Source organism: Mesorhizobium sp. P2_F7, assembly GCF_056403695.1.
In genome coordinates, this window is record NZ_JBFUFA010000003.1 from 414,234 (window position 1) to 428,305 (window position 14,072).

Genomic DNA, 14,072 nt, shown 5'->3' on the forward strand with positions numbered 1-14,072 from the left:
CGCGATGGACATTTCCTATCACAAGCATTTCTCGGAAAAGCTCGGCCGCGACATGGAATACAAGCGCTACGGCCATGCCGGCCGGCCGGTGGTGGTGTTCCCGACATCGCAGGGGCGGTTCTATCAGTTCGAGGATTCCGGCGGGGTGGGCGCGCTCTCCGAATTCATCGACACCGGCCGCATCCAGCTGTTCGCGGTCGACGGCATCGATTCGGAATCCTTCTTCAACAAGCATGCCGACGCCGCCCACCGCATCGGTCGCCACGAGGCCTATTTCCGCTATGTTCGCGAGGAGGCATTGCCGGAGCTTTTGGCGACCGCCGAGCAAGCCAATGGCGGGCGCAAATTGAAGCCGCTGTTCACCGGCTGCTCGATGGGCGGCTACCATTCGTCGAACTTTGTCTTCCGCTTTCCCGAACTCGCCAGCGGCGTCATTGCGCTGTCGGGCGTCTATTCGGCGCGTGACTTCTTCGGCAAGGCGCTGGAAGGCGACATTTTCTACAATTCGCCGCTCGACTATCTGCCCGGCATCGTCGATCCCAAACTGCTGGCGCGGCTGAAGGCGCTGAGGATGATCTTCTGCTGCGGGCAGGGCGCCTGGGAAGAGCGCATGCTGGTCGAGACGCGCAGACTGGAACATATCCTGCGCGACAAATCCATTCCCGCCTGGGTCGACTATTGGGGTGGCGATGTCAGCCATGACTGGCCGTGGTGGCACAAGCAGCTGGTCTATTTCTTCGGCCGCTGGCTGGATGATGATCTGATGCACAGATTGGACTGATGGCCACACCCGCGCCCATTCGCTGCTTTGTCGAAGCCACCAATGAAGGTGATACCGAAGCGTTTCTTGGCACCTTTACCGCCGACGCATCCCTGACCGACTGGGGACGATCCTTCCATGGCCGTGAGCAGATCGCGCGCTGGAACCAGTCGGACAATATTGGCGTGAAATCCAATCTGCGCATTGTCCGCATTGCGGAGGCGGATGGCAGCTACCGCGTCCGCATCGCCGTCAAAGGTGATGGCTTCAACGGCGAGGGGGACATGGTCTTCACGCTGGACAGCGACCCGCATAGCGAGCCTCGTCATCAGCTGACGCCGCACAGGGCTAGCCTTCCTGGCATACCGGCAGTGGAACGGTTTCGTGCTCCACGGACGATCCGCGGCGCAGGCCGAGGAAGACGACAAGAGCGGTGACGATGGTGATTGCCGCCAGCACGATCAGCAGCCTGTCGAACGCCGTCTCGTAGGCCTGGATCAGGACCGTGGTTCCGGCACCGGGCAAGCGGGCTGCCGCCTCGCCGACATTGCCGGTCACCAGCAGCTGGGCGGCGGCGGTTGCGCTCGGGGAAGATGCCGTTCCCTGGGCCGCCAGTTGCGCAGCCGTGAACCCCGACAAGACAGCCATGACGATCGCCAGCGCGACGCCCTCGCAGGCGACGCGGGTGGTGTTGAAGATGCCGACCGCCATGCCGGCGCGCTCCTTCGGCACGACGCTGACGGCGAGCCCGTCCATCAGCCCCCAGGGCAGGGCGATGCCGACGCCGATCAGCACCAGCGGCGCCACCAGGGCGATGGCGACCGGCGGTGTCAGGCTTAGCCAGACAAGGCCGCCGGCGGCAATCAGCAGGCCGACCCCGCAGATCGTCGCCGGCGCGATCCAGCGCGCCAGCTGGCCGGCGAGCAAGGGCAGGATCAGCAGCGGTCCCGACAGGCAGATCATCAATTGCCCGGCCTCGATCTCGCTCATCCCCTCGATGCCGATGAAGCGGATCGGCAACAGCACGAGCAGGACGACGAAGCCATAGGCCGGCGCGGCCGCCAGAAACTGGACGCCGACGAAGCGGGGAAAGCGGAACAGCGAGAGATCGAGCATCGGCCGGCGCACGCGCCGCTCGACGATGACGAAGGCGGCAAAGAAGAGAGCAGCGATGGCAAGCAGCGCGACGACGAGCGGATCGCTCCACCCGCTCTGCGGCGCCTGCAGCACGCCATAGGTAAGCGTGGCCAGCGCGATGGTGAAAGTGCCGGCGCCCGCCCAGTCGAGGCCGGTCGCATCGGGATCGCGCGATTCCTTGATGGTGCGCAGGCCAAGCAATGCGGCTGCGATCGCAAGCGCTGCCACCAGAACGAAGATCGACCGCCAGCCGAAGGCTTCGATGATGAGACCCGACGCGATCGGTCCGAAGGCGAGGCCGATGCCGAAACTGGTGCCGAGGAAAGAGAAGGCGCGCAGCCGCAATTGGCCCTCGAACTCCTGGGCAAGCGCGGAGGCGCCGCCGGCGAAGGCGGCGGCGCTGCCGAGCCCTTGCGCAGCCCGAAGTGTGTCGAACCAGACGATGTCAGGCGCCAGCATCGCGCCCAGCGTGGCCAGGACATAGAGGCCGAGGCCAACAATGAACATCCGCTTGCGGCCATGATTGTCGGCGAGCGCGCCCAGCGCCATCAGGCTGGCGCCAAAGGTCAGCATGAAGGCGTTCGTCACCCAGTTGAGCGCGATCGGGCTGCCGCCGAGATCGGCTGCAATGCGCGAGAGTGCGACGGCCGGGCCGGTGAAGGTCAAGGGCATGGTCATGGCGGCAAGACATACCGACAACAGAACGAGCCATGGCGCGGCCGCGCCGTTTATGGTCTTCGAAGTCATGGATTTTCCTATCTGAAGCAGGATCCGCCGGCCTGCCGTTGGGAGCGCGGCGCCGGTCGTGAAGAGAAGATAGGCCGGCGACATTTCCAGCAAAATAGTATTAAATCTCCAGATATACCGGACTGAAACGCTCGAATGGAGACATGTGATGGAACGCCTCAACGGCCTTCTGGCCTTTGCCCGCACGGCTGAGTTCGGCAGCTTCATCTCCGCCGGCAGAACGCTTGGCATCTCGGCATCGGCCGTCGGCAAGAGCGTCGCCAGGCTCGAACAGGACCTCGGCGTGCGGCTGCTACAGCGCAGCACCCGCCGTGTCGGCCTGACCGAGGAGGGCAAGCTGTTCAACGAGCGGGTGCGTCGCATCCTCGACGACATCGACGATGCCGAGGCGATGCTGTCGCGGACGCGGGAGACGCCGCATGGGCGGCTGCGCGTTTCGACGCCGATCGTGACCTATCACCTGCTGTTCCCGGTGCTGTCGGAGTTCATGGCGCGCTATCCCGAAATCGAACTCGACATCGACTTCAACGACCGCATCGTCGACCTCATCGACGAAGGCGTCGACATCGCAATCCGCAGCGGCGACCTGCCGGATTCACGCCTCGTGGCGCGGCCGCTTGCGCCGTTTCGGCTGCTGTTGTGCGCGGCGCCTTCGTATCTTGAGCAGCACGGCAATCCGAGCGGACCGGACGATCTCGTGGACCATTACGGCATACGCTTCCGCTTTCCCAACAGCGGCAAGCTGCAGGGCTGGCCGTTCATCGGCGGCAGCGCCGAGCCGCAGGTCCGCTCGATGCTGACCTGCAACAATACGGAGGCGCTGAAGGGCGCTACGATCGCCGGACTCGGCATCAGCTCGATGCCCGATTTCCTGGTCCGCGACGCGCTGCGCGACGGCAAGCTGCTGACTGTTCTCGACGACCATGTCGACGGCCGCGGCCAGTTCCGGTTGCTGTGGCCGTCCAACCGGCATCTGGCGCCGAAGGTGCGCGCCTTCGTCGATTTCCTTCCCGACCGGCTTGCCGCGGCACTGAGCGGCTCGTAGCCCTTCGCGGCGCCGACGGCGATGACGACGTCAGCACGGAATAGCTCTGCTTCTCAGTAAGTGGCGCGGCCGCCGGAGAGGTCGAAGGTTGCGCCAGTGGTGAAGGAATTCTCGTCCGACAGCATGAAGGCGATCATGGCGGCCGCCTCTTCGACTTCGACGAACCGGCCGCGCGGCACCTTGCCCAGCATGTAGGCGACCTGAGCCTCGGTGAGCTGCTCGAGGATGCGGGTGCGGGCAGGCGACGGCGTCAGAGCGTTGACGGCGATGTCGTAGCCGGCGAGTTCCTTGCCGAGCGATTTTGTCAGCGCCAGCACGCCAGCCTTGGCGGCGGAATAGGCGGCGGCATTGGGATTGCCTTCCTTGCCGGCCACAGAGGCGACGTTGACGATGCGACCGTAGCTGCGCGCGATCATGCCCGGCACCAGGCGCTTGCAGCAGTAGAAGACGCCGTTTAGGTCGATGTCGATGATCTGGCGCCATGCGGCTGGATCATAGTCCACCACGGTTGCCGCGGGCCCGGCGATGCCGGCATTGTTGACCAGCAGATCGACCGGGCCGAGCGAGCGCTCGGTTTGCGTCGCTGCGCTGTCGACGGCCTCGATCAGCGATTGATCGCACAGTACGGCCTCGATCCGACCGAGCGTGGTGAGTTCGGCGACGGCGTTCTTCATCGCGGCCTGGTCGACATCCCAGATGGCAACGCTGGCGCCCGACGACAGCAGGCGCCGGGCAACGGCAAGGCCGATGCCTTGCGCGCCGCCGGTCACCACCGCGACACGGCCTGAGAGATCGACAGCATTCACGCGACGGTTCATGGGCAATTTTCCTCTTCCCTGGATTTTTGAAGCTCAGTCCCTGACGGCTCTCGCCACCAGCCGCGCTATGCTCGGCCCTGCGATGAGCACGACCAGGAAACGGGCCGACTGCAGCGCCATGACGAAGGATATGTCGACGTTCTGCGCCGCGGCGGCGATGATGGCGACGCTGTCCATGCCGCCTGGGCTGGTTGCGAGATAGGCGGTCAGCGGATCGATGCCGAGGACATGGCTGATCAGCCAGGCAAGCCCGCCGCAAAAGCCGATCAGCACGACGATCGAGCCGACGATCTGCGGCAGTGCCCGCGTCGCATGGCGCAGGATCGCCCGGGTGAAATTCAGACCGATCGACCAGCCGACCATCCCATAGGAGAGCGCCAGCAGCCATGGCGGCAATTGCATCGCCACGCCAAAGCCGAGATGGACGATGGTGCCGAAGATGAAGGTGCCGAGGAAGAAGGGCGAGGGCAGCCGGCAAAGTCGGCCGAGCAGGCCGCCGATCAGCGCCACGCCGAGCGTGGCGGCAAAGGCCTTTGCATCGATCGGCGGGAACCAGACAATGGCTGGGATTTCAACGCCGGAGGTGTCGACCCACATCTTGGCCACAAGCGCTGCCGTCATCGAGACGAAGATGACGCGCAGATACTGCATGAAGGCGACGAGGCGCTGGTCGGCGCCGAAAGCGCCGGCCATCAGAACCATGGCGGTGGCAGCACCCGGCGACGAGCCCCAGACCGCGGTGGTGCCGGGCAGAATGCGCCAGCGGCTGATCAGCCAGCCGAGCAGGCTGGACGCCGCAAGGGTCGCCAGCACCACGACGAGGAACAGCGGCCATTCCTTGTAGAAGACCGAAAAGATGTCGGCCGAGATCGACGCCGCGACCAGACAGCCGACGACGGCCTGGGCGGCGCCGAACAGCGGGCGCGGCACGCGCACCGTGGCGCCGTTGGTGCCGGCAAGGATCGCCGCCAGCATCGGTCCGATCAGCAGCGCCGCCGGCAGTGCGGCGTATTCCAGAGCGCCGGCGAACAGCAACGAGAAGATCAGCAGCACCAGCCACTGCCGGACCGGACGCATGCGTGCCATGCGTTCGACTGCCGGCTGTTCTGGCGAGGAGTCCATATCAGGGTCTTAGACCTGGAGAAGAGAAATGCGAACCCCGCCCGCGAACAGAATTCAGGGTCCGCGTTGCTTGGGATGTCAGCCGGTTTTGGTCTCGGCCAGGCCGAAGCCGCCGGCGGGATGGGTCTCGACCTGGAATTCGAAGCCGGCGATGATCGGCCGCGCCTTGGCGATCGCCGCCTGGACTTCGGGCAGCTGCAGCGAAGCCTTGTGGCTCGCAGCGTCGGTCCACACTTCAGTCACCCAGATCGCGTCGGCATCGGCCGGATCGCGGGCGATGACATAACTCAGGCAGCCGGGCATGGCGCCAGTCGAGGCGAGCAGGACGTCCATGATCGCGTCGCGCTGGCCGCGCGCCGCCCGCATCTTGCCGATCAGTCCGTACATTGCCTTACGTCTCCCCTTCAAAACTCAGCAACGCTCGCAGAACGTGCATGGTTGCGAGGCGCAGTATGCAATTGACGGCTCAAGGCATCAACTGGCCACCGTTCACCTCGATCACCTGGCCGGTGATGTAGCCGCTCAGCAGACCGGACGACAGGAACAGATAGGCGCCGACGCAGTCTTCGGCGGTGCCGGCACGCCCCTGCGGAATGGTGGCAACCATGCCCTTGATCTGTTCGTCGGTGGAATAGCGCTCGTGGAATGGCGTCAGGATGGTACCGGGCGCCACCGCGTTGACGCGGATGCCGAAGCCGATCAATTCCTTGGCCATGCCACGGGTGACGTTGGAGACGAAGGCCTTGGCCGATCCGTAGAGCCCGGCGCCGCCACCGGCGCCATTGCGTGCGGCGATCGACGAGGTGTTGACGATGAAGCCGCCCTGCTTCTTCAGCCACGGCATCGCCTTGCGTGACGCGGTCAGCACCGAGCGGGCGTTGAGGTCCATCACCGCGTCGTAGTGCGCTTCGGTCTGCTCGGCATAGGGCACGCGGCCGAGCATACCGCCGGCATTGTTGACCAGCCCGTCGAGCCGGCCGAAATGTTGCGCACTTTCCTCGACGACACGCTCGACATCGGCGGCCGCTGAGAAATCGCCCTGGGTCAGGAACACCTCGCCGCCGCCATCGCGGATGGTCTTGACCAACTTCTCGGCCGCCTCGCGGCTCGAATTGTAGTGCAACGCGATCCGGCATTTCTGCTCGGCATAGGCCAGCGCAAGGGCGGCACCGATGCCGGTCGACGCACCGGTGACCAGCACCGCCTTGCCGGCAAGATCTGGGATGACGAGAGTGGGGGCTGCGGTTGCTGGCACGTCAGTTCTCCGGGAATTTCTGCCCGTCCTTCGTAGGCCTTTGACGCCTCCCTATTCAAGCCTTAGGGCCGGAGATAGGCATAACCCTGGCGCTGCAACTCGGCGAGCTTGACGACGCCGCCCTTGTCGGCGGCGTGGAAGCCTTCGAGCAGGTCGGCAAGGGTGATCTCCATGCCTTTCATGGTGTTGCCGCACGCGTGCGGCTCAAGCCCCTGCTGCACCAGGCTGGCGAAGCGTCCCGAGATCGCCGCCGATATGCCTTTCGATTTGAAGGCGGCAAGGGCTGGACCATGGACGACCAGCACGATGTCGACATTGCCGCCGGTGCCTTCATAGTGGTTCTTGATGTTGCCGAGCACGAAATTGACCTTGTCGACATCGCTGAGGTGATAGGCGACCTTCGGTCTGTCTTCTGCGGCGGCTGCCCGACTCAGCCCGAACAGGCCGGCGGCGCCGGCAAGACTGGCCCGGAACATGTCGCGTCGGCGCATGGCATCCTCCTCGTCCTGGCGCTCACCGCAAATTGCGTGGCTGCGGCCATGATCCTAGCATAAACTGACGTTACGTCCTGTCGATGCGAGGGAGGGGTCACATGACGTTCAGAAAGTGGAAGAATTTCGCTGGCGCCGGATTTGGCGCCATGCTGCTCGGCGCGCTTGCGGGTCCGGCCGTCGCCGACGATGCGCTCAAACTGCCCGAACTCAGCCCGAATGGCGCCGATGCCTGTTTCGGCCGTGTTTATGATGCAGCCCACCTCAAGGCGCATCCGAAGCAGAAGGTGGCACGGATTTTCTTCCTCTATGGCCATGATCCGGTGAGCCGTCCGAACGAGGAGCCGATGGCTAACGCCGACACCTCCTACAATGGCTTTCTCTCCACCACCGTGCGCGGCGCCAAGACGCCGCAATGGGCCGGCGGCTGGTGCAATCACGAGTCCGAGGACGGCAAATCGGGTCCGATTCGTTGCGGCATGGACTGCGACCGCACCATGGCTTCGCTGAAGCTCGATGACAAAGGCCGGCTGATCCTCACCGATGTCTCGTCCGACCTCTACCTCGACGCCGGATCGGAAGACGAACTCGGCGAGGCCGAATATGACCGGCAGGCGCTGGGCTCAGAGGACGACAATTTCCGCCTCGACCCGATGCCGGCCGCAACCTGCAAGGCCGAATTCGCCAAGATCGATCCGATCGATCCGGCGCTTGGCGCGCCTTTGCGCGAGCGGCTGAAGCCGGACCAGCCTTTCTGCTTCGGGCGCGACTACGATGCCGCGCATCTCTCCTCTCATCCTGACCAGGTGACGCAGTCGATCCGCGTCTTCCGCGGGCCGGTCGAACTGGCGTCCTTCGCTTCCGGCGGCGATGTCGCCAACTGGCCCGACGGCGCCGACATCGCCGTGTCGGTGACCACCAGGAAGAACGCAGCCAAGGTCACGCAGACCTATTCCTGCCAGGGCGAAGCGGACCAATGGCGCTGCGCGGCGAGCGCCAAGATGAGCGATTTCTCCTGCGACATCGCGCAAAAGGAAATCTTCCTCAAGCGCGGCGCCAACGGCACCATGATGCTGGCCAACCCCAACAGCAGCCTGGCGATTGTGGACCTCTGCTCGAAGGCGGCGGAGGGCAAGACGCAGTCGGACGACAAGGTTTATCGGCTGGAGTCGATGCCGCAGTCGGCCTGCGCCCCGTAAGGCCTGTCGACATTCAGGTGAGGCCGGCCTGCGAACGGCGGCTTCCTGCGCTTCCGGTGCTCACGTACTTCAAGTACGCTCCGCTCCGGTTCTCGGAAGCCACCATTCTCGACTCGGCCTGACCTGAATCTCGACAGACCTTCGCACCTAGCGCTGGACTATGCGAACGGCACCGCCGTGGTGCCTTTCGGCAGCTTCGCCTCATCATCCGGCTCGACATGGATGGTCACGCGCACGGAGGGGATTTCGGCTTTCAGCGCATCCTCGATGCGGTCGCAGATGACGTGGCTGGCGCCGACGGTCATGTCGGCGTCGACGACCAGGTGGAACTCGATGAAAGTAGCGCGGCCGGCGATGCGGGTCTTGAGGTCGTGAACCTCCAGCGCGCCCTTGCAATTGGCCGAGATGATGTCGCGGATATGCATGTGCTCCGTCGTGTCGACGGCGCGGTCCATCAAGCCGTTCATCGACGAGCCGATGACATGCCAGCCTTGCCACAGGATGTTGAGAGCAACGATGACGGCAAGCGCCGGATCGAGGATCTGCCAGCCGGTCAGGATTGCGCCGACGAGACCGCCGAAGACGCCGACGGAAGTCACCACATCGGTCATGATGTGCTTGCCGTCGGCAACCAGCGCCGGCGATTTCGCAGCGCGGCCTGTGCGGATCAGCGTCCACGCCCAGAAGGCGTTGATGACGGTGGCGACGCCGTTGATCCCCAGGCCTTCCCAGGGTTGCTCGATCGGCGTCGGCGTCTGCCAGGAGCGCCAGACCTCGTTGAGGATCAGCAGTGCCGCGACCACGATCAGCACGCCTTCCAGCACGGCCGAGAAATATTCGGCCTTGTGGTGGCCGAACGGATGGTCCTGATCGGCCGGCTTGTAGCTGACCTGGATCGCCCAGTAGGCGGCAGCCGAGGCAATGACGTTGACGATCGATTCCAGCGCATCCGAATAGAGCGCGACGGAGCCGGTGACGTACCAGGCGGCAAGTTTCAGGGCGAGCACGATGCAGGCGACGACGATCGACCAGAAGGCGAGGGCGGCAACCCTTTGCTTGGCCGCCTCCTTTGCCGCGATCGCCGTCACGCTGTCCGTTGCGGCCATACCGGTCAGGCCGCCTTTTCCTTGGCCTTGCGCGGCAGATGCGCAACGATGTTTTCGATGATGCGCATGCCGGCATTGTGGCCGAGCGTCATGATCGATTCCGGATGGAACTGGACGGCGGCGATCGGCTCCTTGCGGTGCTCGAAGGCCATGATGACACCGTCTTCCGTCTCGGCGGTGACAACGAAGCCGTCGGGCAGCCGTACCGGATCGGCAAAGATCGAGTGGTAGCGGCCGACGGTGACTTCCTTGGGCAGGCCGGAGAAGATGATGCCGGGCTTGGACACGCGGATGCGCGACGGCTTGCCGTGCATGGGCACATGCAATTGCCGGAGCTCGCCGCCATAGGCCTCGGCCAGCGCCTGCAGGCCAAGGCAGACGCCGAAGATCGGCAGGTCGCGGGCGCGTGCTTTCTTGATGGTCGCGGCGCAATCGAAATCCTTCGGCGTGCCCGGCCCGGGCGACAGCACGACGAGGTCGGGCTTCAGCCGATCGAACACCTCTTCGGGCACCGGCGTGCGCACGGTCGAGACATTGGCGCCGGTCTGGCGGAAATAGTTGGCCAGCGTGTGGACGAAGGAGTCCTCGTGGTCGACGAGCAGGATGTTGACGCCGTCGCCGACGCGCGCGGTGGTGCGTTCGGCGCCGGCGGCATTGCCTAGTTTGGCGTCGCGGATGGCGGAGAGCATGGCGGATGCCTTCAGTTCGGTTTCGGCTTCTTCTTCCTCGGGGATGCTGTCGAAGAGCAGCGTGGCGCCGGCGCGGACCTCGGCGATGCCATCCTTGATGCGGATGGTGCGCAAGGTGAGGCCGGTGTTCATGTCGCCGTTGAAATTGACCATGCCGATGGCGCCGCCATACCAGGCCCGCGGGCTCTTCTCGTTCTGCTCGATGAAGCGCATGGCCCACAATTTCGGCGCGCCGGTGACGGTGACCGCCCAGGCGTGCGACAGGAAGGCGTCGAAGGCATCCATGCCTTCGCGCAGCCGGCCTTCAATGTGATCGACGGTGTGGATCAGGCGCGAATACATCTCGATCTGGCGGCGGCCGATGACGCGCACAGAGCCGGGATCACAGACCCTGGACTTGTCGTTGCGGTCGACGTCCGAGCACATGGTCAGCTCGGATTCGTCCTTCTTGGAGTTGAGCAGCTTCAGGATCTGCTCCGAGTCCGAAATGGCGTCGTCGCCGCGCTTGATGGTGCCGGAGATCGGGCAGGTCTCGACCCGGCGGCCATTGACGCGCACGAACATTTCGGGCGAGGCGCCGATCAGATATTCGTTTTCGCCGAGATTGATGAAGAAGGAATAGGGCGAAGGGTTGATAGACTTCAGCTTGCGTGAAATCTCGGAAGGCTGCGTCTCGCAGCGCTCGTAGAACATCTGCCCGGGCACGACCTCGAACAGGTCGCCGCGCTTGAAACTATCCATCGCCTTGCGCACCAGATTGGCATACTCGCCGGGCTCATGGTCGCCGCGTGGCGGGATGCGGTCGGCGGTCTTGAACGGCTCGGCGATTTCGTCGCGCGGCAGGCCCTCGGTCGAAAAACCCTCGCCGGAATAGTCGTAGCGGTCAGTCCAGGCCTTGGTCGAATAGTGGTCGACGACCAGGATCTCATCGGGCAGGAACAGCACGAGGTCGCGCTGGCTCTCCCTGCGCTCGAGCTTGTAGTCGACCGGATCGAACTGGAAGGCGAGGTCGTAGCCGAAGGCGCCATAGAGGCCGAGATTGGCGTCTTCCTCGGTCTTGAACAGAGCGGTGATGGCGCGCAGGACGGTGAAGACGGAGGGAACGCGGCTGCGCTCTTCCTCGGTGAAGACCCGGCCTGGCTTGGCGACGTCGAGGCGGATCAGCTTCTTCGAGGTTTCGGTGATTGTGACTTCGCTCAATCCGGCGAGTGCCTTGCCGATCACCGGCAGAAGCACCTCGCCACGGCTGTTCAGCGCTTCGATGCGCATGGCGCGGCCACGCGCCGAAATCACCAGCGGCGGATCGATGATGGCCGTATCCCAGCGCGTGTAGCGGCCGGGATATTCGTAATTCGAGGAAAACACCGCACCCCGGCGCGAATTCAGCCCGTCGACATAGGCATCGATAGCGCCGGCATAGGGCTTGTCGTGACGATCGCGGGTGATGGTGACGCCACCCGCGGTCACGAAGCGTTCCGCGCCGTTTTCCAGAACCTTGATCGTCGTCATTGCCGTCTCCATCTGGCTTGTTGGGCAACGGACCCGGGACTGGCTTTGAAAAAACAAATGGCCGCCCGGACATTCCGTTGCGGCCACCTTCTATTTTCACGCGCACGCGTTCGAACAGGCCGCTGTCAGCGAGCCCACCACCAAATGGTCTTGATCGAACGCATGTTCATGGGCGAAATCCATAGCGGCGAAAGGCGGAATGCGCAACAGGTTTGAAAAGCCAGTTTGTGGCCGCCGCTTCCGGGGCTCATGGCACATCGCCAGCGCCGGCGGTCCTGCCTAGACTATTCGCCCAACATCGAGAAAGACGGGAAAGACAGCAATGACCGACCAGATCGAGCGCGCACGCACGTTCCATTCCCTCCACGTCAAGGGAAATCCGATCGTCCTCTACAATGCCTGGGACCCCGGCTCGGCCAAGATTGTCGAGAAGGCAGGCGCCAAGGCTATCGCCACTGGAAGCTGGCCGGTCGCGGCCGCCTTCGGCTATGCCGATGGCGAAAAAATCCCGCTGGATCTGGCGCTGGACAACATCAAACGCATCGTAGCTGCAGTCGACCTGCCGGTGACCATGGACCTCGAGGGCGGCTACGGCGCCGAGCCGGAGGTCGTCGCCCAGACGGTGACACGTGCCCTACAGGCCGGCGCCATCGGCTTCAATTTCGAGGACCAGATCGTCGGCGGCACAGGCCTCTATGACATCGCCACCCAGGTGAAGCGGGTCGAGGCGGCAGCGGCGGCGGTGAAGGCTTCCGGCATTCCCGCCTACATCAATGCCCGCACCGACATATTCCTCAAGGCAAAGCCGGATGCGCATGACAAGGGCCTCCTCGACCAGGCGATCGAGCGGGCGAAGGCCTATGAAAAGGCCGGCGCGAGCGGTTTCTTTGCCGCGGGCCTTGGCGATGAGGGGTTGATCGAGGCGCTCTGTAAGGCGATAGCGTTGCCAGTCAACATCATCGCGCTGGCGCATGTGCCGCCGCGCCAGCGGCTGGCAGAGCTTGGCGTTGCGCGTATCAGCCACGGACCGGTCCCATACCGGCAGATGGCCGAATGGCTGGAGGCGAAGGCGCGGCTGGCTATTTCAGGTTAGATCAATCTTCCAGCGTGCCCGACCTGGCGTCGACGCTCTTCTTGTCGCCGACCAGTTTCAAGAGATCCTCGCCGGCGCGGATGATGCGGCGCGAGCGGCGGGTCAGGATGACGCCATCCTGCGGCGCCAGCACTTCGGTGCGGCCGCCGGTCTCGCCGGGCGTGTGGACGATGGTGGCGAGGCGCGCGCCCTTGGCGACGCGGTCACCGGGCTTCACGTCATAGAGGATGGCGCCCGCCCGGGGCGCCGGCATCATGTCGATGTTTTCCAGGGGGGCGGCGAAGCCCTTGAACGGGCCGGGGGCGGGCAGGGCGGTATCGGCGATCACGCCGCGCGCCACCAGCAGCCGGTAGAGGCCTTCGGCATCGGAAGCGGCGAGCGCGCCGTCGACATCGAGCATGCCGCGATATTCGACCGTGGTGGCGACGCGGCGGTCGAGCTTCGCCACGTCGGCGGGGACGTTCTGATAGGGCATGACCATAGCGCCCTCGAAGGTGCCGTCGGTGTCCTCGCTCCACAGCATCACCGCGTCGATGCCCATGGCGGCGGCGCAATCGGCCATGGCCGGCCACAGGCTGGTGTGGACGTAGAGATAGGCGAGCCCCTCATCGTCGCAATGCAGGTCGAGCACGATGTCGTGGCCGAGCGACAGCTGCACCAACCGTGTCTTCAATCGCTGATCTGGAGTGCCGTGGGTGGTGTCGGGCAACAGCTTGGTGTCAGGCGCTGCAAGCAGTGGGAAGCCGCGGTTGAAATTGGTACGGGTGCCGAGATGAAAACGGCCCTGATGCTCGCCGAAATGATATTGAGCGCGGCCGATCGGGTTGGCCCAGGGCACGATGGTGATGTTACCCTTGATGCGGCCTTCGGCTTCGGCCTTGTTCAGCGCCGGCATCAAGGCGTCGATGGCAACGACACCCGGTAACTCGCCGGCATGGAGTGCCGCCTGCAGATAGGCCGAGGGTGCGGCCTTGTCGGCGCCGGCAAAGCGGAACACCGGGAATTCGTAGGAAACGCCTTCGGTATCGCCGGCGATGCGTTCGATCGATTTCTGCATGGATGCCTCCTGGAGAGAGGCAGAACACATGCACGTTTGTCGGA

General features: G+C 64.4%; 14 protein-coding genes. 5 read left to right on the forward strand and 9 right to left on the reverse strand.

What is annotated here, in order from left to right; translation table 11 throughout:
- The first annotated feature begins 4 nt into the window (after positions 1-4).
- Both AC1DZ8_RS11715 and AC1DZ8_RS11720 read left to right on the forward strand, forming a co-directional pair.
- On the forward strand, positions 5-781 hold the full coding sequence (locus AC1DZ8_RS11715) for an esterase family protein (protein ID WP_477303274.1): 777 nt from the start codon (positions 5-7) through the stop codon (positions 779-781).
- Complete coding sequence (locus tag AC1DZ8_RS11720) at positions 781-1,197, forward strand: nuclear transport factor 2-like protein (protein ID WP_477303272.1); 417 nt, start codon at positions 781-783, stop codon at positions 1,195-1,197. The genes AC1DZ8_RS11715 and AC1DZ8_RS11720 overlap by 1 nt, the downstream gene beginning before the upstream one ends.
- Here AC1DZ8_RS11720 and AC1DZ8_RS11725 read toward each other — a convergent pair.
- Entirely contained in the window at positions 1,109-2,644 is a 1,536-nt protein-coding gene (locus AC1DZ8_RS11725) for an MFS transporter (RefSeq protein ID WP_477400914.1), read from the reverse strand. The two genes, AC1DZ8_RS11720 and AC1DZ8_RS11725, sit on opposite strands and share 89 nt — an antisense overlap.
- Before the next feature lie 148 nt (positions 2,645-2,792).
- Here AC1DZ8_RS11725 and AC1DZ8_RS11730 point away from each other — a divergent pair, with 148 nt between their 5' ends.
- Complete coding sequence (locus tag AC1DZ8_RS11730; RefSeq protein ID WP_477303268.1) at positions 2,793-3,689, forward strand: LysR family transcriptional regulator; 897 nt, start codon at positions 2,793-2,795, stop codon at positions 3,687-3,689.
- A gap of 53 nt (positions 3,690-3,742) precedes the next feature.
- Here the strand turns inward: AC1DZ8_RS11730 and AC1DZ8_RS11735 are convergent, their stop codons facing one another.
- From AC1DZ8_RS11735 to AC1DZ8_RS11755, 5 genes are all read right to left on the reverse strand, one after another.
- Positions 3,743-4,495: an SDR family NAD(P)-dependent oxidoreductase gene (locus tag AC1DZ8_RS11735; protein WP_477401048.1), complete on the reverse strand. Its 753-nt coding sequence runs from the start codon at positions 4,493-4,495 to the stop codon at positions 3,743-3,745.
- 45 nt (positions 4,496-4,540) lie between these two features.
- Positions 4,541-5,629: an AbrB family transcriptional regulator gene (locus tag AC1DZ8_RS11740; RefSeq protein WP_477303266.1), complete on the reverse strand. Its 1,089-nt coding sequence runs from the start codon at positions 5,627-5,629 to the stop codon at positions 4,541-4,543.
- A 78-nt stretch (positions 5,630-5,707) separates the two neighbouring features.
- Positions 5,708-6,016 carry a putative quinol monooxygenase gene (locus AC1DZ8_RS11745; protein ID WP_436261115.1) on the reverse strand — a complete coding sequence of 103 codons (309 nt, stop codon included), beginning with the start codon at positions 6,014-6,016 and terminating at the stop codon, positions 5,708-5,710.
- A 79-nt stretch (positions 6,017-6,095) separates the two neighbouring features.
- Positions 6,096-6,884 carry an SDR family NAD(P)-dependent oxidoreductase gene (locus AC1DZ8_RS11750; RefSeq protein WP_477303263.1) on the reverse strand — a complete coding sequence of 263 codons (789 nt, stop codon included), beginning with the start codon at positions 6,882-6,884 and terminating at the stop codon, positions 6,096-6,098.
- Between the two features lie 62 nt (positions 6,885-6,946).
- A complete protein-coding gene (locus tag AC1DZ8_RS11755) occupies positions 6,947-7,375 on the reverse strand; it encodes a DsrE family protein (RefSeq protein WP_477303261.1) in 429 nt (142 codons plus the stop codon).
- 101 nt (positions 7,376-7,476) lie between these two features.
- Here AC1DZ8_RS11755 and AC1DZ8_RS11760 point away from each other — a divergent pair, with 101 nt between their 5' ends.
- A complete protein-coding gene (locus tag AC1DZ8_RS11760) occupies positions 7,477-8,574 on the forward strand; it encodes a hypothetical protein (protein ID WP_477303259.1) in 1,098 nt (365 codons plus the stop codon).
- Positions 8,575-8,732: 158 nt separating this feature from the next.
- Here AC1DZ8_RS11760 and AC1DZ8_RS11765 read toward each other — a convergent pair whose 3' ends face one another.
- Both AC1DZ8_RS11765 and AC1DZ8_RS11770 read right to left on the reverse strand, forming a co-directional pair.
- Positions 8,733-9,680, reverse strand: coding sequence for a cation diffusion facilitator family transporter (locus AC1DZ8_RS11765; protein ID WP_477303257.1), 948 nt, complete (start codon positions 9,678-9,680; stop codon positions 8,733-8,735).
- A 5-nt stretch (positions 9,681-9,685) separates the two neighbouring features.
- Positions 9,686-11,890 carry an anthranilate synthase gene (locus AC1DZ8_RS11770; RefSeq protein ID WP_477303255.1) on the reverse strand — a complete coding sequence of 735 codons (2,205 nt, stop codon included), beginning with the start codon at positions 11,888-11,890 and terminating at the stop codon, positions 9,686-9,688.
- A gap of 310 nt (positions 11,891-12,200) precedes the next feature.
- On the opposite strand from AC1DZ8_RS11770, the gene AC1DZ8_RS11775 reads away from it, so the two are divergent.
- A complete protein-coding gene (locus tag AC1DZ8_RS11775) occupies positions 12,201-12,971 on the forward strand; it encodes an isocitrate lyase/PEP mutase family protein (RefSeq protein WP_477303253.1) in 771 nt (256 codons plus the stop codon).
- 1 nt (position 12,972) lies between these two features.
- On the opposite strand, the gene AC1DZ8_RS11780 is transcribed toward AC1DZ8_RS11775, so the two are convergent.
- Positions 12,973-14,028 carry a succinylglutamate desuccinylase/aspartoacylase family protein gene (locus AC1DZ8_RS11780; RefSeq protein ID WP_477400917.1) on the reverse strand — a complete coding sequence of 352 codons (1,056 nt, stop codon included), beginning with the start codon at positions 14,026-14,028 and terminating at the stop codon, positions 12,973-12,975.
- Between the last annotated feature and the right edge of the window lie 44 nt (positions 14,029-14,072).

Excerpts from the sequence above, each read along its gene's own strand:
- AC1DZ8_RS11715 (WP_477303274.1), top strand. The coding sequence starts at position 5 with ATGGACATTTCCTATCACAAGCATTTCTCGGAAAAGCTCGGCCGCGAC.
- AC1DZ8_RS11720 (WP_477303272.1), top strand. The coding sequence starts at position 781 with ATGGCCACACCCGCGCCCATTCGCTGCTTTGTCGAAGCCACCAATGAA.
- AC1DZ8_RS11725 (WP_477400914.1), bottom strand. The coding sequence starts at position 2,644 with ATGACTTCGAAGACCATAAACGGCGCGGCCGCGCCATGGCTCGTTCTG.
- AC1DZ8_RS11730 (WP_477303268.1), top strand. The coding sequence starts at position 2,793 with ATGGAACGCCTCAACGGCCTTCTGGCCTTTGCCCGCACGGCTGAGTTC.
- AC1DZ8_RS11740 (WP_477303266.1), bottom strand. The coding sequence starts at position 5,629 with ATGGACTCCTCGCCAGAACAGCCGGCAGTCGAACGCATGGCACGCATG.
- AC1DZ8_RS11745 (WP_436261115.1), bottom strand. The coding sequence starts at position 6,016 with ATGTACGGACTGATCGGCAAGATGCGGGCGGCGCGCGGCCAGCGCGAC.
- AC1DZ8_RS11755 (WP_477303261.1), bottom strand. The coding sequence starts at position 7,375 with ATGCGCCGACGCGACATGTTCCGGGCCAGTCTTGCCGGCGCCGCCGGC.
- AC1DZ8_RS11760 (WP_477303259.1), top strand. The coding sequence starts at position 7,477 with ATGACGTTCAGAAAGTGGAAGAATTTCGCTGGCGCCGGATTTGGCGCC.
- AC1DZ8_RS11765 (WP_477303257.1), bottom strand. The coding sequence starts at position 9,680 with ATGGCCGCAACGGACAGCGTGACGGCGATCGCGGCAAAGGAGGCGGCC.
- AC1DZ8_RS11770 (WP_477303255.1), bottom strand. The coding sequence starts at position 11,890 with ATGGAGACGGCAATGACGACGATCAAGGTTCTGGAAAACGGCGCGGAA.
- AC1DZ8_RS11775 (WP_477303253.1), top strand. The coding sequence starts at position 12,201 with ATGACCGACCAGATCGAGCGCGCACGCACGTTCCATTCCCTCCACGTC.
- AC1DZ8_RS11780 (WP_477400917.1), bottom strand. The coding sequence starts at position 14,028 with ATGCAGAAATCGATCGAACGCATCGCCGGCGATACCGAAGGCGTTTCC.